Source organism: Levilactobacillus namurensis DSM 19117 (genome assembly GCF_001434785.1).
GTDB lineage: Bacteria > Bacillota > Bacilli > Lactobacillales > Lactobacillaceae > Levilactobacillus > Levilactobacillus namurensis.
The window spans coordinates 24,934-42,385 of the sequence record NZ_AZDT01000012.1 but is presented as its reverse complement, the minus strand read 5'-3'; the positions used below and the strand labels follow the sequence as shown (position 1 = coordinate 42,385).

The window sequence follows — 17,452 nt, the reverse complement described above, 5'->3', positions numbered from 1 at the left end:
CTCATCATAAAACATTGATTTAACAACATTCTTATTGACAAGACGTAGAAAAAACGCAACGTTGCGGTCATCTGCTAGTGGCAGATGATAATTATCAATTCCCGGCAAAATCAACAAATCAGCATCCAAAGGATTTACCTGTGAAAAATCTTTCTGCGCGACCATCGGTAACTGATCCTCACTAAGGTAAACCGTTCGGTCCGCCCCCACCGTGGTGAGCGTCCAATCGTCGTAAAACGCTAAAGCTTCCGTCAGCGCCGCAATTTCAAAGTTACAAAATCCTGGGTATACCATCACTAACGCTTGTTTCATCATCTAACGCCTCCAATTAACTGAACAAGGCTCAGACTATTTCTCCCATTTATTGTCCGCTTAACCCAGCTTCATTGTCAATACCGCATCACCACTTGCAGCTAGCATTCAATCTGAATCCTAACTGCCACGACTTCCCGGCAACGCCACTGGTAAGTCTACTTGCGGTCCCAATCATTGCGCCCCATTGCCCAACGCAGGCCCTCAACTCCCCAGAAGAACAGGACCAAGACCAGCCAACACCCCATCAGCGTGAGGACTAAGACCAGGGTCATCGCCGCCTTATGGTGACTCTGCCACCACAGGGTGATGATGCCGCCAAACGCCGGCTGGTGACGCAACCACGCTAACGGCGTCATGAGAAAGTCTAAGATGGCCCCAAAGACTAACCACTGGTTGGCGTGACGCACCGCGGTCCGTAAAGTTCGTTTCATAAAATCGCCCCTTGTATGTACGCTAAACGCCCGTTACTCACACGAGTAATGGGCGTTTAGTCCTTAAAATAAGATATGGTTTACTTCACAATCAGTTGATCTAAGTCTCCCAATTGTAAGGCCAGGTTTGCCAAGCGCGTTAATTCAGCTAACCGGTTATTCCGGACAGCGTCATCATCGGCCATGACCATCGTGGCTTCGAAGTAGTCCGCGATGACTGGTTGAATCGCTGCTAAGGCGGCGTAGAGGGCCTTTAAGCCCTTAGGTGCTGCCGCGGCCACTTTATCGACTCCGGCATGCAGCTGACCTTCACTGTCGTTTTCGAACTTGTCCGCGTCAATCGTCACGTTGGCAATATCCTTCGGTGCCTTTTGTGACAACCGAATGACCCGCGTCAACGACTCGATGACGTCCTTGAAGTTGTCGTCAGCCGCGTGGGCCGTTAAGATGTCCGCCGCCGTGAACAACTGCGAAATATCGGTACTGCTGCCACCCAAAACGGCGTCCACGATGTCGTAACGGATCTTGACACCCTTGAAGATCTTCCGGACCCGTTCCTTGATGAAGTCCACGATAGCGTCGATCTGACTAGCTTGGTCTAAGTCTGGCGCCACGTTAGCTGCCTGTTCCGCCGCGATAAAGGCGTTTGCCAAGTCAGCTACGGGTAACGCCCATTGCTGGTCAGTGGCGATCCGCACAATCCCCGTGGCCTGTCGCCGCAAAGCGTACGGGTCATTAGAACCGCTTGGAATCATGCCAGCAGCGAAGAACGTCAAGATGCTGTCGAACTTATCCGCTAAGGCCAAAACGGCACCGGGAACGGAAGCGGGTAAGGCGCCGTCCGCGGAGATTGGTTCGTAGTGTTCGCGAATGGCCTGGGCAACGGCGGGATCTTCACCCTGTAACAGGGCGTACTTCTCACCCATGACCCCTTGCAATTCTGCGAATTCGCCGACCATTCCCGTCACTAAGTCAAACTTGTAGATCTGACTAGCCCGAACGGCCGCCTGAGTCTGCGCATCACTCAGCGCTAAGCGGTGAGCCAAGACCTTCACGATTGCTTCGACCCGGGCCATCTTTTCGGCCACGGTACTGATCTTATCGTGGAAGCTGACGCTCTTGAGCCGGTCGACGAAGTCCGCAATACTCTTCTTTTGGTCTTCCTTGTAGAAGAACATCGCGTCTTCCAAACGAGCCGTTAAGACCTTTTCGTTACCAGCGACCACGTTTTGCAAGTCGTGGTCCGTCCCGTTCCGTACGGAAATGAAGTTCGGCAACAGCTGACCACTCTGGCTCCGTGCGTAGAAGAACCGTTGGTGGTCCCGCATGGACGTGATCAGGACTTCGTCTGGAATCGTCAGGTACTTCTGATCGAAGTTTCCTTCGAACGCCGTTGGCCATTCCACCAGGTTGTTGACTTCTTCTAACAAGCCGGCGTCGATGTCTACGACCCAGTCATGGTCACTGGCAATCTTTTCAATCTGCTTCTTGATCAACGCCTTACGCTTATCCGCATCGGCGATAACGTATTCGCTAGTCAGGGCTGCTTCGTAATCAGCCGCGGTCTTCAACGGAATCTCCTTGCCCAAGAACCGGTGTCCCCGGGTCACCCGATCCGTCGTCACGTTCAGGATGCTGAACGGAATGACCGTGTCATCCAGCAAGGCCACCAGCCAACGAATTGGCCGGATGTATTCAAAGTGGTGAGCGCCCCACTTCATCATTGTCGGGAAGGTCATGGCCGTGATCACGTCTTTCAGACCAGCTAAGACCGTTTCCACGGGTTCTCCCGCGATGAACTTGTCCACGTAGACGTACTCCGTGCCCTTAAATTCCTTAAAGACGATATCATCTGGCGTCAGGCCTTGGCCCCGCGTAAAGCCGATTGCTGGCTTGGTCCAGTTGCCATCCGCGTCTTGGGCGATCTTCTTAGCCGGACCCTTGACGGATTCACTGATGTCCGCTTGCTTATCGGCCAAGCCCGTGATTTCAATAGCCAACCGCCGAGGCGTGGAGAACGGCTGAATGGCGTCATAACTGACGCGTTGTTCCTTCAAGTAATCGGCGACACGCTTCTGAAGTTGTCGAATAGCAGGCGTCACCACGTGAGCTGGCATTTCTTCCAGTCCAATTTCAAGTAAAAATGTGTGTGCCATTATTTTGCCTCCTCAGAATCCGCTAATAATTTTGCGCGTAACTTCTCGTCTTTGATCAACGGGAAACCACGCTTTTTCCGTTCCGCCACAAAGGCCTTCGCAATCGAACGGGCCATCTTCCGAATTCGGGAAAGGTAGCCAGCCCGTTCCGTCACGGAAACGGCACCCCGGGCATCTAACAGGTTAAAGGTGTGGCTGCACTTCAACACGTAGTCGTAAGCCGGGTGAACCAAGCCGTTAGCAATCTGCTTCTTCGCTTCGGCTTCGTATTCGTCAAAGTGCCGGGACAGCATATCCTGATTACTTTCTTCAAAACTGTACTTGGAGTGTTCGTATTCGGGCTCCTTGAAGATGTCCCCGTACTTGACGCCGTCGCCCCATTCCAGGTCGAACACGGAATTAACATCCTGAACGTAGGAGGCTAACCGTTCCAACCCGTAGGTGATTTCGGACGTTACGGGATCCACCGTTTGACCGCCCACAACTTGGAAATAGGTGAACTGGGTGACTTCCATCCCGTCCAACCAGATTTCCCAACCAACACCGGCACAACCCATCGATGGGTTCTCCCAGTTATCTTCAACGAACCGAATATCATGTTCCAACGGGTCGATGCCCAGTTCCCGCAAGCTGTTCAGGTACAGGTCCTGAATGTTATCAGGCGATGGCTTCATGACCACTTGGAATTGGTGGTGTTGGTATAACCGGTTCGGGTTCTCCCCGTAACGACCATCAGCTGGCCGCCGGGAAGGTTCTACGTATGCCGCGTTCCAAGGTTCTGGTCCAATGGCCCGTAAGAACGTGTAGGGACTCATGGTCCCGGCACCCTTTTCAGTATCGTAAGCTTGCATCAGCATGCAGCCCTGAGCAGACCAATACTGTTGTAACTTTAAAATGATTGCTTGCATGGACAGTTTTTCGTTCATGGATGCTGTTCCTCCTTATTCGTCTCAATAAGCGCACAAAAAAGTCCCTGCGCGAATCTACACTAAAGAGATTCACGTAGGGACGAATTAATTTCGCGGTTCCACCCTACTTCTAGTCACCCGACTAGCAGCTTACTTGGAAACGACTCCGAATGTGCCAATGTCCGCGCGTGACCGTCCGGCTCCCACTCACCCGAACTCGCTGAAGACCCACATCGCGCACTTCTCATTCATCTACGCCGACTTATTTAACTGAAATTAATAATAAGCGTCTCCGGCGAACTTGTCAATTATCCGTTGTCGGATTCTGGGCCAACCGGGGCGCCCACGACTGCATCTGGTCCAAAAAGCGCTTGCTACGGGGGTGGACCCCAATCTGGCTCGCGTAGATTTCGTCCATCAGCTGCCGTAATGCGGCCTCCGTAGCGGGCTTAACCTTAATCGTGTGCAACCGGTCTAAGTCTAAAACCGAAAACTGCCGCAAATAATAGATTGTCCGCTGGTTCAAGTGGAGACGCCGGGGATCTTGGGCCCAATGCCGTTGGCACAACAGTCCCCCGTAGCTTTCCGAGTAATCAAACGGCAGGTCATTGCGGCCACACACCGCACAGCCCAGCAACTGAGGCGCCACCCCAAAGGCCGGCATCAGCTGAATCTCAATGATGTTGGTCACGATTGCCGGATTCAGCCCCTCATCGATCAAATCCAGTGCCCGGTGGACCTTATGGTACCAGTCTGGCAACTGCTGGCTGTCTGGAAAGGCAATATCCACCAAGCTCATCACGTAGGTGGCGTAGGCGTTCTTAAAGATGTCCGTGCCGATAGCCTGAAACTGGCGGGTCTCCCGGGCAGTCCGAATATAGGATAAGCCGTCGTCGGCAATGTCGCCGACGTAGCTGCCGACGGTAAACGGCAGGATATCCGCCGTCATCTTGAAGCCTTTTTTCTTAGCCCCCCGCACCAAAAACATCTTTTTTCCGAATTCCTGAGTGAAGAACTTGACCAGATAATCCCGTTCGGCGTAGTCTCGCCGGAATAACAAGATGCCATGAAAATCCGTCACGTGACGTGCCAAGGCCATCCCCCCTCACAACTTAGCTTAAATCACGAAATGACGCTAAGTCACTAGCGTCATTTCCCAAATGTTCTTTAAATATCACTCTTACGGTAACCGTAAGACTTCAACAGGTTCGACTTATCACGCCAACCCGGCTGAACCTTCACGAACAGCTTCAAGAAGACGGGACTTCCCAACAGCGACTCAATGTCCTGCCGGGCCATGGTGCCGATCTTCTTCAACATGCTGCCGCCCTTACCAATCATAATGCCCTTTTGCGTTGGCCGTTCCACGATAATCGTGGCGTTAATGTGTACCCGACCATTCTCCTGGGTCTTCATACTCTCGATTTCGACCGCCACGGAATGGGGCACCTCTTCACGGGTCAACATGAAGATCTTTTCGCGAATCAATTCGCTGACCACAAACCGTTCTGGGTGGTCCGTCAATTGGTCAGCGGGGTAGTATTGCGGCCCGTTTGGCATCTGGTCGACCAGGTCGCCCAGAAATTCGTTGACGTTGTTCCCTTCCAGCGCCGAAATCGGGTAAACGGCCTTCCACGGTAGGGCCTGCTTGTACTGGTCCATGACCGTCAGTAGGTCATCCGGTTGAATCTGATCGATCTTGTTGATCACCAGGTAGACCGGGGCTTTGATTCCCTTAAGCCGGTCAATAATAAAGTTATCCCCGGCTCCCCGCTTTTCGGCCGCGTTGATCATAAACAACACGGCGTCCACTTCGTTCAACGCGGATAGTGCGGACTTCACCATGTAGTCCCCCAACTGGGTCTTAGGCTTGTGCACCCCCGGCGTATCGATGAACACGATTTGCGCATCATCCGTGGTGTAGATCCCTTGAATCTTATTCCGCGTCGTTTGGGCCGTATTCGACATAATGGCGATTTTTTGCCCAATCACCCGGTTTAAAAAGGTTGATTTCCCGACATTGGGCCGTCCCACGATGGCCACAAAACCGGATTTGTAATTTGGATTATCCATAACTTCCTCCTAGAACCAGCGCAAAATCGCTGGTAACATCACCAGGCAGCCCACGACCACTGCGAAGGCAGCGGCGAGTAACACCCCGCCAGCCGCAACGTCCTTGGCACGCTTGGCTAACTCATGATAGGTCTGCCCTACGATCAAATCAACGACCGCTTCCACGATCGTATTGAGGGTCTCCGCAATCAACACCAAAAAAATCGCCAGCGTTAGCCAGAGCCATTCGTTGACCGTCAGCTGCAGGATGATCCCGGCCAACACGGCTAAGGTCCCCACGACCAGGTGCTTGCGAAAGTTCCGCTCGGTTCGCACCAGTGCTTGCAGGCCGTCTAACGCATGCCCTAGCGACTGGCGGAACGCGCGGTTTTTCCCCGTTTGTTGGGATTTATCGTTTAAGCCCATAGGCGTCTAGAATATCGGCCTGCAGCTTAAACATGACCTTCTCGTCTTCTGGCTCCATGTGATCGTAGCCGTTGAGGTGTAGGAACCCGTGAACCACCAAGAAACCTAGTTCACGGTCGTACGAGTGGCCCAAATACTCGGCCTGTTCGCTGACCTTATCCATGGAAACAAAGATATCGCCGATGTTTTCGGGAATTTCAGCGGCCATTTCATCGTCCATGACCAACGGGAACTCTGCGTCTTCGGCCTCATCATCTTCAATCGCGAAGCTGATCACATCGGTTGCCCGGTCGACGCCCCGGTACTGCTTATTGATCCGGTGAATATCTTCGTTGTTCATCAGGGTCACGGACATCTCCGTATTGTCGGCCAGCTTTAAGTAGTCCCCGGCATACTGCAAGACATCTTGAATCAGTTGTACTTTTTCGGCGGGTACGCCCGTCTTGGTCTTATCATAAATCTCTAAATCCATTATTTTTTAGCTCCATTTGGTTTAGTATCGTTCGCCTCGTAAGCGTTAATGATCCGGGCAACGACGGGGTGCCGAACCACATCGTCCGCACTGAACGTCACGAAACTGATATGGGCAACGTTCTGCAGGATATGTTGTGCTTGGATCAACCCTGAGCGGGCGTTATTCGGCAAGTCAATCTGGGAGATATCCCCGTTGACGATCATCTTTGAACCGAAGCCCAACCGCGTCAAAAACATCTTCATCTGCATATTGGTGGTGTTCTGCGCTTCATCTAAGATCACGAATGCCGATTCCAGCGTCCGGCCCCGCATATAGGCCAACGGTGCGATTTCAATCACGCCGCGATCCATTAACCGTGTCGTGTGCTCCGCACCTAGAATGGCGTATAACGCATCGTAGATGGGCCGTAAATAAGGGTCCACCTTTTCCTTCAAGTCTCCGGGCAAGAACCCTAGGCTTTCACCGGCTTCTACGGCTGGGCGAGTCAAGATGATCTTCTCAACATCCCCGTGCTTCAACGCCGCGACCGCCATGACAACGGCCAAATAGGTCTTCCCGGTTCCGGCCGGTCCAATGCCGAACGTAATATCGTTATGCTTAATGGCATCGATATACTGCCGTTGGCCGAAGTTCTTGACCCGAACCGGCCGCCCCTTGGCATCGTTCAACAGCTTCTCTGAATAAAGGTCTTGGAAATAAGTCAAGGTTCCCTTTTCCGCCATCTTCATCGCACTGACCACGTCAGAACTGTTCAGGTGAACGCCCTTGGCCAACAACGCACTCATATTCCGCAGAATATTCAGCGTATGGTCGACCGCCGTCGCATCCCCTGAAACTTTGATTGAATTACCGAAAGGCCGAATCGTCACCGATAAGCCCTCTTCGAGTAACGTCACAAACTGATCCTGTGCGCCCAGAAGAGCCGCCTCATCGTTGGGATTTTCTAGGATATATTCTTTTTCAATCATCGCGTTTTCAGTCAAAAACAGTGGCTCCTTTATGTTCCAAAATAGTGGTCTACATACCTGAATTTTAGCATACCACCGGGCATTGTAAAAGCATTCTGGGCCAAATTCAGCCTTCCCGCCTCACTGGTGGTTAAAATTGGACGCTAAACACGGCAGTTACCGGATCAGTCGGTCAAAATCGGCCACAAGAAAAGCCCCACAATCCCTCGCGTGTTTTCGGGATTGCAAGGCCATAACGTCGGACTCGCGATGACGCCCGTTACTTACTTAATTGGGCCTTAACGGTCTTGTTAACAATGGCGCCGTCCGCTTTTCCTTTAACTTGCGGCATCACAGCACCCATGACCTTACCAAAGTCACCCATACCACTGGCGTTGACCTTCGCGATACTGTCCGCCACGATCTTAGCAATTTCGTCTTCACTTAATTGCTTAGGGGCGTACTTTTCAACCACCGCGATTTCCGCCTTGACGTTCGCCACCAAGTCATCGCGGTTACCCTTCGCAAACTCCGCCATGGATTCCTTCCGTTGCTTTAATTCACGGGAAACCACCGTTAATTCTTCATCCGGCGTTAACTCGTGTCCCTGCTTGACCTTTTCGTTCATTAAGGCCGCCTTCATCATTCGAACGACGCTCAAGGTCAGCTTGTCATGGGCCTTCATGGCCGTCTTTAAATCTTCCGTTAATTGGGTTTCTAAACTCATGTCGGTTTCCTCCTAGAATTAGGTTACCAATTTATTCTACTCCTAATTTTTAATCCCGTCAGGTCGAGAGTCATCCGGCTTGCAGTTTTACCCCAGAATCGGTAAGCTGAGGGAGAACTTACAAAAAGAAAGGGATTGATTTTAGGATGTACGCTATTGGCTATACGCAACACCGTCCGTTGAATGACCCGGACAGTCTCCAGGGCTTCGACCTGCCGAAACCCCAACCCACGGGCCACGATTTACGCGTACGGGTGAACGCCGTTTCCGTGAACCCCGTTGATCTGGTCGGCTTTCAGCGTGATGCTCCGGCGCCGGATCAACCCGCCATTTTAGGGTGGGACGCTGTCGGCGTAGTGGACGCGATTGGGCCCGCAGTTACCCTGTTTGCCCCTGGTGACGCGGTCTTCTACGCGGGCGACTTCAGCCGCTCCGGCAGCGACGCCGACTACCAACTGGTCGACGAACGTATCGTTGGGCCCGCACCACAGAAACTGTCCGTCGCGCAAGCGGCTGCAATGCCGCTCACTTCGTTGACCGCTTGGGAAGCTCTCTTCGAGCAACTGGGGATCGACCCACACGCTAACAACCAGGGCAAAACGCTACTGGTCATCAACGGCGCAGGGGGCGTCGGGTCCGTGGCGACCCAGCTGGCCCACTGGGCTGGCTTAACCGTGATTGCGACCGCCTCACGCCCTGAGACCATCGCCTGGACCCGGGCACACGGCGCTGATACCACCGTGAACCACCGTCAGGACCTGGTCCCTCAAGTTCGCGCCCTCGGACACCAGTACGTCGACTACATCCTAGAGCTGAGCAACCTAAACCAGCACTGGTCAGAAATCGTCGATCTGATCAAGCCTAGCGGCAAGATCGTCTCCATCACTGGGAGCGAGGTTCCACTAGACTTGCGGGCCCTGAAACAAAAGCGGGCCACCTTTGCCTGGGAATGGATGTTCACCAAGGCCTGGTTCCATACGGACGATTTACAGACCCAACACGCCGCACTGACCACTATCAGCCACTTGCTGGACCAGGGCGTCCTCCAGTCTACCCTGACCAAGACCTTCCAACCCTTCACCGCCGAACAGGTCCGCGCCGCCCTACAACTAGTCGCGACCCACAAGATGATGGGCAAGGCCGTCATTCAAAGATAAACTTTAATGCACGCCGCACGACCGCTGTAACCCGTCGTGCGGCGTTTTAGTCGCGCATCAGCAGATACAAAAAAAGCCCTTCAACAGATCATTCAATCTGTCAAAAGGACTTTTAATTAAAAGCGACGCTTCTTAGCTTTACGCTTCCGCGCTGCTTCAGATTTAAGCTTTTTCTTCACACTTGGTTTTTCGTAAAATTCGCGTTTACGGTATTCTTGTAAAGTACCGCTACGGGAAACCGTACGTTTGAAGCGCCGAAGAGCGTCGTCAAAAGACTCGTTTTTACGAACGACTGTCTTTGCCATTTTGAAATTCCCTCCCTCCGAGCACAAGTAATAACGCTGGTTAAAATTCTCTTACCAGCGTGACGGTTCTTAACTATTATACATAATCACACAAAATGCGTCAATGATGGTTTTCAATTAAATTTGAACCGTTTTAGCCCACGGAGTAAACTAGAAGAAAACACTAGAGGAGCTAGCCCGTATGCCGCAAATTACAATCTTTGTTATCTCCGATTCATCCGGGGAAACCGCCCTGACCGTCGCTCAAACGGCCACTTCGCAATTTCCCGACGTTAAAGTCAGCTATCAACGGTTCCCGTTCATCCAGACTCACTCGATCCTGGATAGTATCCTAAATCTTGCTGAAAAACAACACGCCATGCTGTTCCACACCTTGGTCAACCAGGAGCTCAGCAACCACGTACGCGACTTTGCCGAGCAACACGGCCTGCAACACTTCGACTGCATCCAACCCGCCATGAAAGTCATGCAGGCTGCGACCGGCCTCCAGCCCGAAGGTGTCCCCGGCTTGGTCCATAACTTGACCGATACGTACTTCGACCGAATCGCCGCCATGGAATTTGCCGTGACCTACGACGACGGGAAGGACCCGGCCGGCCTCCTCAAGGCAGACATCGTGATTCTAGGGGTCTCACGGACCTCTAAGACCCCGTTGTCCCTCTTCTTGGCCAACCGTAACTTGCGGGTCGCAAACCTCCCCCTGTCGCCACAGACGCAGCTGCCCGACGAGCTCTGGCAGGTCGACCCTAAGCGCATCTTCGGCCTGACCAATAAGCCCAGCATTCTGCGGAAGATTCGTCAAGAGCGCATGATCTCCTACGGTCTTCCCGCGGACAGTGCCTATTCCGACACCGAAAAGATCAGCGAAGAACTCGCCTACGCCGAAAAGATTTACAAAAAAATTGGTTGTTTAGTGATCGACGTCTCCAACAAGTCCATTGAAGAGACCGCCACGCTAATTATGGAAAGTGTCGATTACGACCTCATTCCCCATTCACTTAGTGACTAGCCCTAACTGACAGTTGATGATAAAAAACCGGAAGCACCCGTTAACTGGGTTGCTTCCGGTTTTTGGTCGTCTTCTTAAATGGCCGTTAACGAGCCAGGTAGGCTTCGAACGGCTTCCCCGCTAATGCGTCGGCCTCAAGGTCCGGATTGAAGCGTTGATGGCGTAGCATGGCCACTTCGTACCCGTGAGGATTGGCCCCCGTCTTGCGGTCAGGTCCCACCGGCGGAGTCTCCATGATTTTAGGTACGGCCGTTAACTGCGGGTGATGCGCAATCTGATTTAACACGTCGAAGCCCAGGGTACCGAATCCGATGTTCGTGTGCCGGTCTTTATGACTACCCTGGGGGTTCTTCGAATCATTCAAGTGCACGACCTTCAGGCGGTCAAGTCCAATGACGTGGTCGAAGGTGTTCAGAACACCGTCAAAATCAGACGCAATGGCGTAACCCGCGTCACTGGTATGGCAAGTGTCAAAGCACACCGACAAGCGGTCGCTAGCGCTGACTTGATCGATAATGGCCGCCAGCTCCTCAAACGTCCGTCCAACTTCGGTGCCCTTTCCCGCCATGGTTTCCAAGGCAATCTGGACGGGAGTGTCCGGCGTCGCAGCTAGAATCTGGTCGAGACCCTGAGCAATCTGGGCAATCGCCGCCGGTGCCCCCGCCCCCACGTGAGCCCCTGGATGTAAGACGATCTGATGGGCCCCAATCGCCGCGGCCCGTTGAATTTCTGCCGTTAAGAATTCCACCGCAAACGCAAAGTTTTCCGGCTTCTTAGTGTTCCCTAAGTTGACCACGTAAGGGGCGTGAACCACCACGGCGCGCTGTGCATGAGCCGCCATGTAGGCTTGTCCCGCCACCGCGTTCAACTCAGCAATCGGTTTACGGCGTGTGTTCTGGGGCGCTCCCGTATAAACCATAAAGACGTTTTCGTCAGCGGCCGCCGCCTCCTGCGCCGCCCCCAATAACATGGGCTTTCCCTTCATACTCACGTGTGAGCCAATCAGCAATGTCGGTGCTTCACTCATCATCCTCATCCTTTCCCGTTCGAATCAACCGCGCGACCCGTCGACTAGCCGTCCCGTCCTCCCAATCACAGAAGCGGTGATAAAAGGCCTCTTGGGCCGCCACATGATCAGGGAATTGTCCGTGATCCCGCCAGACATCCAGCTGCTGGTAGAAACTGGACGCTTGGGTGACCAGCGGCCCTGGTAAGGCCTGCGCCGTATAGTCGAAGTAGAACCCCCGTAACTGGTCGCGATAATGAGCCAAGTCATAGGCAAAGAACAGCTGGGGCCGCTTCAAGTTTGCGTAGTCAAACATCACGGACGAGTAATCCGTGATCAACAGATTCGAAATCAAATATAACTCGGCAATGTCGGTCTCCGCTAACACCGTCACCCGATCCTCATACCCCCGAATGTCCACTTGGTCTTTGACCAAATAATGGGGGCGAATCACCAAATGCGTATCGGCCGACACATGCCGGAAGAATTCGCCCAGATCAAAGGGCAGATCGAAACGGTAGACCCCCGGCCGAATCGCGTCGTCATCCCGCCAGGTGGGCGCATAGGTGACCACGGGCCCCGTCACCCCTGGTAACAGGCGCTGCTTTACCGCCGCCACTTGGTCGGGCGTGTCCGCCGCGTACAGCACATCGTTGCGGGGGTACCCGATCGACAGAAACCGTCCGCGATAGCCGAACGCCCGTTTAAAAATCTCTTGAGAGTACTGATTGGGCGCAATCAGGTAATCCCAGCGATTGGCCGCCGTCACAAAGTCCGCGTGGTAGCGCGCCGTAGTCTGTCCCGGAATCGCTACGTGGTCAATGTCGGTCCCTAACTTCTTCAAGGGGGTCCCGTGCCAGGTCTGAATCGTTGTGGTGCGTCGGTTAGCGTGCCACCAATTCGGTAAGCGGGAATTCAAGACCCAAAATTCCGCACGGGCCATCAAGTAGACCCACTTGGGAGTGAAGCGCTTGATCAACTGAATCTCTGGGTACTTCGCGTGCAACGCCGCGTACTCCCGGGGTTTCACACTAAAGTACGCTGTAGTCCGATAACGGGGATCTTCGGCTACTAATTCCCGGTAAATCGCGGCCGGATTATCATTGACATCCTTGCCGTTAAAGCTCTCAAACAGCACGAGTCGTCGCTTAATGGGTAAACAAATAAGCCCATCGTTCAACACGATGAGCCCATAGCGAGCAACTAGCTTTGCCATCTGGATAACGCTCTTTCGCCCGTTAGCCATGGTTAGGTTGCTCCTTTCTAACTTAAATCAAATCGACGAATCGTGACCGGAACTTGTAGTGTAAGTGGGACCCTAACAAGAGCACGAAGAACACGAACGCCCAAAATTCTAACGTCAATAAGGGGTGTTGCCAGAACCAGCCGGTCCCCAAGAAGGATTCCCGGAACCCGTTCACGATGTAGTAATACGGGTTCAGTTCCAACAAGTGCACGAATGGTGCTGGGAAGGACGTGGTCACAAAGTTGAACAGGACACCGGACACGTAGAACAGCATCCGCATCACGGATTGTAACAAGATGTGGTAATCACGGACCAGCACACTGATACATGAGTTGAAGACCCCTAACGCGACCAGTAACATAATCATCGCGAAGAAGTAATACAACCACTGGAACCAAGCCACTTTAGGGTAGACCCCGTTCAGCAGCCCAATCACGATGGAAAAAGCCATCATGGTCCAAAACGAGCTCAGGTTGCTGACGACTTTGATGGTCGGCAAGACCGACACGGGAAACTTCATCTTAGCGACCATGTTGACCCGTTGGTAAATACTCTTTGACGCGTCCAACGTCGAGCGGTTCATGAAGAACCACGGGGAAATCCCAATCACCATCCAAGGCAGGTAACTGGTCCCGTTCAACGGTTGGCCGTGCTTTAACCCGACCCCGAAGACTAACCAGTAGATTCCAATCTGAATCAATGGGTACAAGTATTCCCACATTAATCCTAAATAATGGCTTTGATAACTCGCTTGATCTTCGTAGCGGGAAATCCGAAAAATGATTCCCAGACTCGAGATCTGTTCTTTGAATAAGGTCATGACCTCTTTCAAGGCACTGCACTCCTTTAAATTTTAATCGTTCGCGACCGGCTTGAACACCGTCAAGTAGTGGTCCACGACCCGGTCGGTGGCCCGACCATCGTTGGCCGTATTCCACCGCGCATTGAATTGCGTCAAGTCCGTCTGACGGTCGGCTACGATAGCCGCGGCCAATTCTTGGCTCGTCCGTAAGACCGGACCTGGCAACCAATCCAAGAGGTCCGATTGAACCCCCGGGTTATGCGTGTAACTTGGTAAATCAAATAAATAAAACAGCAGACTGTGGGCGTTGCTCAACAGACTGTAGTCGAAAGCCACGGATGAGTAATCCGTAACCACCGTCTCCGCCACCGTCAACAGTTCCGTGGTGCTGACCATCGGCGCAGAGACGACTTGGTCGCCCAGCTCCCGGTGTAGGTCACTCGCCGCCGTCGCTAAAGCCGGATGGAGCTTCACCACAACTCTGGCCTGCGGATCCGCAGCCAAGGCTTGACTCAACCCCTGAGGTGGCGTGAACGTCACGCCCTCACGATACGTGGGGGCGTACAAGATAACCCGGTGACCCATTAAGGCCGGCACCGCTTGGTAGACCCGTTGCCGGGTCCGTTCGACCCACTGGTCATCCCGCAACCGGTCCGATCGCGGGTAACCCAAGACGCGCATCTTATTTGCCGGTGCGTGATAGCTGCGCTGAAAGACCGCCCCCATCGCGGGAGAGCCCACGACGTACTCGTCAAAGTGATCATAAACGGCTTGGAACCGTCGTTGGTCACTCGCCGACCGCTGCTTGGTCGTTGGATCTTCCCAGCCGAACCGCTTGATGGCCCCGGCCGCGTGCCACAACTGAACGATGCGCATTCCTCGAGGATGGTACAGTCCCCCTAAAAAGGCGTAGTAGTTGTCGCAAAACAGGATGCGGGCGGTCATGATCACGGGAATCCCCGTTAAGACGAACCGCAACCCGTCCCGAAAGACATGCGTTTGAATGCCCCCGGCTGCCAGTTCCTGAGCCACTGCCGCTTGAGCCGGCCGGTAAAACACTACTAACTGGGCCCCCGTCGGCAACGCTTGGGCCAACGAGCGAATCAACGCAACGTTATCGTTGAAGCTCATTAGGTACACCACGTTGTTTCGGCGGCGCATCCCCGTTACATGAGACATCAGCCGCACTAACCACAAATAAAATTCTTTCACATTCATCACCAATAGTTTTCAATTTTTGCGGCCCATAACATTGGAAATTATACCACATCTCTCAAGTGAACCCAGCAGTTTTTAGGAAGCTTTAAGGATTCCACCCCAAAATTGGTTACCATTTCCCCAAATGACCGTCCACAGACCATAAAAAAAGCCACCCTGGTTAGTGGGGGTGGCTCCTTTGTCTTCTGGACAACTGTATCCTAACAGTTTCACCAGCGGACCACAACTATCCTAACAGGTTAGCGTGGTCCGCCTTATTAACGGTCGCTTTTTAAAATGTATATATTCATTAAAAATTCATAACCATTTTTTGAAAAGGCTTTCGTGATTAATACATCATCTTGGTGACCCATTGGCCATAGAGTTCCCGGTTTTCATAGTCCAGCATGCCTGCATCTGCGGCTTGGGCAACGATTCGGTCGGTCGCCTTATCACGAGAAGTGGCCACCATCATCCGGTCCTGCAACGCGTCTACTAGTGATTCAGAAGCAATACTTGCGGCTTGTTCATGCCAATTTTTATTCATATTTAAGGCTCCCTTTTGCTTATTTATACATTGTTTCACCAGTTTAAAACAACGTCCTTAAAATTGCAACCACAAATCGTACGGAGCGGGTAAAAAATTTCTTTGCCGCAAACAGCGCAAAAAAAAGCCGCCGGTCTTGCCGACGACTTCTGATCAATTACCATTTAGGCTCGTAAAAATGGCCAAGGACCTTGACCGTATCCGAGATGCTGACAAACGCCTTCGGGTCCGCCTCTTCCATCGCAACTTCTAACGCATCCATCTCATACCGTGTAATCACGGTAAACAGAATCGTCTTCTCATCATGGTGGTAGGCCCCTTCCGCCCCGTGAACGATGGTGATCCCTCGCCGCATGTGGTTCTGGATACTATCGATCACGGTCTTGGGCCGGCTGGTGATCACCATGACCTGCATTCGCTGTTGCCGGGTGAACGTCATGTCAATGACCTTGGCGTTCACAAACAGCCCCAGCGCAGAGTAAAACGCGTACGGCCAACCGTAGACGAAACCGGCACTAATCACGATCAAGCTGTTGAAAGCCATGTTGATGGACCCCATACTGCGTCCCGTCTTACGCCGGACCACGATGCCGATGATGTCCAGTCCCCCGGTCGAGATACTGTTCTTCAACGCAAAGCCCGTCCCGTACCCGTTCACGGCGCCCCCGAAGATCGCACAAATAATGGGGTCCGTGGTCAGATGAACCGGTTGAATGACCCGAATCATCGTGGAGGCAAAGACGACACAGATAAACGTAAAGACCGTAAAGGATTTACCAATTTGTTTCCATGCCAACACGAACAGCGGCACGTTGATCAAGAAGAGCCCGAGGGCCGTCGTGATCTGCACGGGGGCATACCGTCCGGTCAACGTATTGATCAATTGGGCAAGTCCCGTCGCCCCGGAAGAATAAATGTGTCCGGGGGTCCAGAAAAAGTTCACCGCAATTGACACCAAGACCCCGTAGAAAAACGCCACGGAAAACTTGGCCGTATAGGTATGCCGTCTGAATAACTGCTGCACATCGTCCATGATTTAAACCCCAACCTCACTTACTTTATCATTACTATCGCGCGCCTAAGTATAGCATTTATCGCGAATGGCCACCAACGGAAAATCTAATCTCTTAGTGACTTCTAATGCTGTTGCCAGTGTTCCTTGACGAACGCTTCCCGCCCGCCGGCTTCTTGTTCGGCCATCCGCGCCGGATTCTTCCGATAGAATTGCTGGTGGCGTTCCTCGGCCGGATAGAACGGCTGAACCACTTGAATCTGCGTCACGATGGGCCGTTCAAATTGCTCGCGGGCCTGCAACGCCCGTTTGGACGCTGCCGCAGTCGCCTGCTGGGCCGCACTGTTCACGAAGATCACCGGCCGATAGTTATCGCCCCGATCCTGAAATTGTCCACCGGCATCGGTCGGATCCGTCTGTTGCCAGTAGAGTTCTACCAACTGGGCATAGCTCACCACGGCGGGATCGAACCAGATTTTTACTGCTTCGGTGTGTCCCGTGGTGTGCGCCTTGACCTGTTCATAGGTGGGATTAGCGACCGTCCCTCCGGTATACCCGGATAAAACTTTATGAATCCCCGGTTGTTCCTCAAACGGTTGAACCATGCACCAAAAACACCCACCGGCAAACGTTGCTGTTTCCAAACTCATTTTATCCCAACTTTCTTTCTCAACAATTCCCATCCCAACCTCAAAACCGCTTGAAATCAGGACGCTTCATTGGCTTAATTAAAC

Annotated in this window: 20 protein-coding genes; 2 read left to right on the top strand and 18 right to left on the bottom strand. The window is 52.9% G+C overall.

The genetic code is table 11. The annotated features are described in order from the left end of the window. The 10 genes from FD30_RS03020 to FD30_RS02975 all read right to left on the bottom strand — a co-directional run. Nucleotides 1-315 (bottom strand): type 1 glutamine amidotransferase family protein (locus FD30_RS03020; RefSeq protein ID WP_477218312.1); only part of this gene is annotated, 315 nt, incomplete at its 3' end. A 155-nt stretch (nucleotides 316-470) separates the two neighbouring features. Then, nucleotides 471-746: a hypothetical protein gene (locus FD30_RS03015; RefSeq protein WP_056943837.1), complete on the bottom strand. Its 276-nt coding sequence runs from the start codon at nucleotides 744-746 to the stop codon at nucleotides 471-473. Between the two features lie 80 nt (nucleotides 747-826). Then, nucleotides 827-2,902 (bottom strand): glycine--tRNA ligase subunit beta, encoded by a 2,076-nt coding sequence (gene glyS / locus FD30_RS03010; protein ID WP_056943836.1) that lies wholly within the window; start codon nucleotides 2,900-2,902, stop codon nucleotides 827-829. Next, complete coding sequence (gene glyQ, locus FD30_RS03005; protein ID WP_056943835.1) at nucleotides 2,902-3,828, bottom strand: glycine--tRNA ligase subunit alpha; 927 nt, start codon at nucleotides 3,826-3,828, stop codon at nucleotides 2,902-2,904. The genes glyS and glyQ overlap by 1 nt, the downstream gene beginning before the upstream one ends. 286 nt (nucleotides 3,829-4,114) lie before the next feature. Next, nucleotides 4,115-4,909, bottom strand: a complete 795-nt coding sequence (recO, locus tag FD30_RS03000; RefSeq protein WP_056943834.1) for a DNA repair protein RecO — start codon at nucleotides 4,907-4,909, stop codon at nucleotides 4,115-4,117. A gap of 68 nt (nucleotides 4,910-4,977) precedes the next feature. Next, on the bottom strand, nucleotides 4,978-5,883 hold the full coding sequence (gene era, locus FD30_RS02995; protein ID WP_056943833.1) for a GTPase Era: 906 nt from the start codon (nucleotides 5,881-5,883) through the stop codon (nucleotides 4,978-4,980). Nucleotides 5,884-5,892: 9 nt separating this feature from the next. Then, nucleotides 5,893-6,288, bottom strand: a complete 396-nt coding sequence (locus tag FD30_RS02990) for a diacylglycerol kinase family protein (protein ID WP_024746224.1) — start codon at nucleotides 6,286-6,288, stop codon at nucleotides 5,893-5,895. Beyond that, nucleotides 6,272-6,760, bottom strand: a complete 489-nt coding sequence (ybeY, locus tag FD30_RS02985; RefSeq protein ID WP_024746223.1) for an rRNA maturation RNase YbeY — start codon at nucleotides 6,758-6,760, stop codon at nucleotides 6,272-6,274. The genes FD30_RS02990 and ybeY overlap by 17 nt, the downstream gene beginning before the upstream one ends. Then, nucleotides 6,760-7,746: a PhoH family protein gene (locus FD30_RS02980; RefSeq protein ID WP_024746222.1), complete on the bottom strand. Its 987-nt coding sequence runs from the start codon at nucleotides 7,744-7,746 to the stop codon at nucleotides 6,760-6,762. The genes ybeY and FD30_RS02980 overlap by 1 nt, the downstream gene beginning before the upstream one ends. Nucleotides 7,747-7,990: 244 nt before the next feature. Continuing rightward, nucleotides 7,991-8,437: a GatB/YqeY domain-containing protein gene (locus tag FD30_RS02975; RefSeq protein ID WP_056943832.1), complete on the bottom strand. Its 447-nt coding sequence runs from the start codon at nucleotides 8,435-8,437 to the stop codon at nucleotides 7,991-7,993. Between the two features lie 146 nt (nucleotides 8,438-8,583). Here FD30_RS02975 and FD30_RS02970 point away from each other — a divergent pair, with 146 nt between their 5' ends. Next, complete coding sequence (locus FD30_RS02970) at nucleotides 8,584-9,594, top strand: zinc-binding alcohol dehydrogenase family protein (protein WP_056943831.1); 1,011 nt, start codon at nucleotides 8,584-8,586, stop codon at nucleotides 9,592-9,594. Nucleotides 9,595-9,710: 116 nt separating this feature from the next. On the opposite strand, the gene rpsU is transcribed toward FD30_RS02970, so the two are convergent. Next, nucleotides 9,711-9,899 carry a 30S ribosomal protein S21 gene (rpsU, locus tag FD30_RS02965; protein ID WP_024746218.1) on the bottom strand — a complete coding sequence of 63 codons (189 nt, stop codon included), beginning with the start codon at nucleotides 9,897-9,899 and terminating at the stop codon, nucleotides 9,711-9,713. Between the two features lie 181 nt (nucleotides 9,900-10,080). Here rpsU and FD30_RS02960 point away from each other — a divergent pair, with 181 nt between their 5' ends. Next, nucleotides 10,081-10,908, top strand: coding sequence for a pyruvate, water dikinase regulatory protein (locus FD30_RS02960; protein ID WP_056943830.1), 828 nt, complete (start codon nucleotides 10,081-10,083; stop codon nucleotides 10,906-10,908). Nucleotides 10,909-10,993: 85 nt separating this feature from the next. Here FD30_RS02960 and FD30_RS02955 read toward each other — a convergent pair whose 3' ends face one another. The 7 genes from FD30_RS02955 to msrA form a co-directional block, all read right to left on the bottom strand. Beyond that, complete coding sequence (locus FD30_RS02955; protein WP_056943829.1) at nucleotides 10,994-11,935, bottom strand: deoxyribonuclease IV; 942 nt, start codon at nucleotides 11,933-11,935, stop codon at nucleotides 10,994-10,996. After that, nucleotides 11,928-13,160, bottom strand: a complete 1,233-nt coding sequence (locus tag FD30_RS02950; protein WP_056943828.1) for a CDP-glycerol glycerophosphotransferase family protein — start codon at nucleotides 13,158-13,160, stop codon at nucleotides 11,928-11,930. Before FD30_RS02950 ends, FD30_RS02955 begins: the two co-directional genes overlap by 8 nt. A 22-nt stretch (nucleotides 13,161-13,182) precedes the next feature. After that, nucleotides 13,183-13,992 carry an ABC transporter permease gene (locus FD30_RS02945; RefSeq protein ID WP_024746214.1) on the bottom strand — a complete coding sequence of 270 codons (810 nt, stop codon included), beginning with the start codon at nucleotides 13,990-13,992 and terminating at the stop codon, nucleotides 13,183-13,185. Between the two features lie 21 nt (nucleotides 13,993-14,013). Beyond that, nucleotides 14,014-15,180 carry a CDP-glycerol glycerophosphotransferase family protein gene (locus tag FD30_RS02940; RefSeq protein ID WP_056943827.1) on the bottom strand — a complete coding sequence of 389 codons (1,167 nt, stop codon included), beginning with the start codon at nucleotides 15,178-15,180 and terminating at the stop codon, nucleotides 14,014-14,016. Nucleotides 15,181-15,508: 328 nt separating this feature from the next. Continuing rightward, nucleotides 15,509-15,706, bottom strand: a complete 198-nt coding sequence (locus FD30_RS02935) for a hypothetical protein (RefSeq protein ID WP_024746212.1) — start codon at nucleotides 15,704-15,706, stop codon at nucleotides 15,509-15,511. A gap of 157 nt (nucleotides 15,707-15,863) precedes the next feature. Then, complete coding sequence (locus FD30_RS02930) at nucleotides 15,864-16,739, bottom strand: YitT family protein (protein WP_024746211.1); 876 nt, start codon at nucleotides 16,737-16,739, stop codon at nucleotides 15,864-15,866. Between the two features lie 104 nt (nucleotides 16,740-16,843). Next, nucleotides 16,844-17,368: a peptide-methionine (S)-S-oxide reductase MsrA gene (msrA, locus tag FD30_RS02925; protein WP_056943826.1), complete on the bottom strand. Its 525-nt coding sequence runs from the start codon at nucleotides 17,366-17,368 to the stop codon at nucleotides 16,844-16,846. Nucleotides 17,369-17,452 lie beyond the last annotated feature (84 nt).

Excerpts from the sequence above, each read along its gene's own strand:
- FD30_RS03015 (WP_056943837.1), bottom strand. The coding sequence starts at position 746 with ATGAAACGAACTTTACGGACCGCGGTGCGTCACGCCAACCAGTGGTTA.
- recO (WP_056943834.1), bottom strand. The coding sequence starts at position 4,909 with ATGGCCTTGGCACGTCACGTGACGGATTTTCATGGCATCTTGTTATTC.
- FD30_RS02935 (WP_024746212.1), bottom strand. The coding sequence starts at position 15,706 with ATGAATAAAAATTGGCATGAACAAGCCGCAAGTATTGCTTCTGAATCA.
- era (WP_056943833.1), bottom strand. The coding sequence starts at position 5,883 with ATGGATAATCCAAATTACAAATCCGGTTTTGTGGCCATCGTGGGACGG.
- FD30_RS02970 (WP_056943831.1), top strand. The coding sequence starts at position 8,584 with ATGTACGCTATTGGCTATACGCAACACCGTCCGTTGAATGACCCGGAC.
- FD30_RS02990 (WP_024746224.1), bottom strand. The coding sequence starts at position 6,288 with ATGGGCTTAAACGATAAATCCCAACAAACGGGGAAAAACCGCGCGTTC.
- FD30_RS02975 (WP_056943832.1), bottom strand. The coding sequence starts at position 8,437 with ATGAGTTTAGAAACCCAATTAACGGAAGATTTAAAGACGGCCATGAAG.
- FD30_RS02950 (WP_056943828.1), bottom strand. The coding sequence starts at position 13,160 with ATGGCTAACGGGCGAAAGAGCGTTATCCAGATGGCAAAGCTAGTTGCT.
- FD30_RS02940 (WP_056943827.1), bottom strand. The coding sequence starts at position 15,180 with ATGAATGTGAAAGAATTTTATTTGTGGTTAGTGCGGCTGATGTCTCAT.
- glyQ (WP_056943835.1), bottom strand. The coding sequence starts at position 3,828 with ATGAACGAAAAACTGTCCATGCAAGCAATCATTTTAAAGTTACAACAG.
- FD30_RS02960 (WP_056943830.1), top strand. The coding sequence starts at position 10,081 with ATGCCGCAAATTACAATCTTTGTTATCTCCGATTCATCCGGGGAAACC.
- ybeY (WP_024746223.1), bottom strand. The coding sequence starts at position 6,760 with ATGGATTTAGAGATTTATGATAAGACCAAGACGGGCGTACCCGCCGAA.
- msrA (WP_056943826.1), bottom strand. The coding sequence starts at position 17,368 with ATGAGTTTGGAAACAGCAACGTTTGCCGGTGGGTGTTTTTGGTGCATG.
- FD30_RS02930 (WP_024746211.1), bottom strand. The coding sequence starts at position 16,739 with ATGGACGATGTGCAGCAGTTATTCAGACGGCATACCTATACGGCCAAG.
- rpsU (WP_024746218.1), bottom strand. The coding sequence starts at position 9,899 with ATGGCAAAGACAGTCGTTCGTAAAAACGAGTCTTTTGACGACGCTCTT.
- FD30_RS02955 (WP_056943829.1), bottom strand. The coding sequence starts at position 11,935 with ATGAGTGAAGCACCGACATTGCTGATTGGCTCACACGTGAGTATGAAG.
- glyS (WP_056943836.1), bottom strand. The coding sequence starts at position 2,902 with ATGGCACACACATTTTTACTTGAAATTGGACTGGAAGAAATGCCAGCT.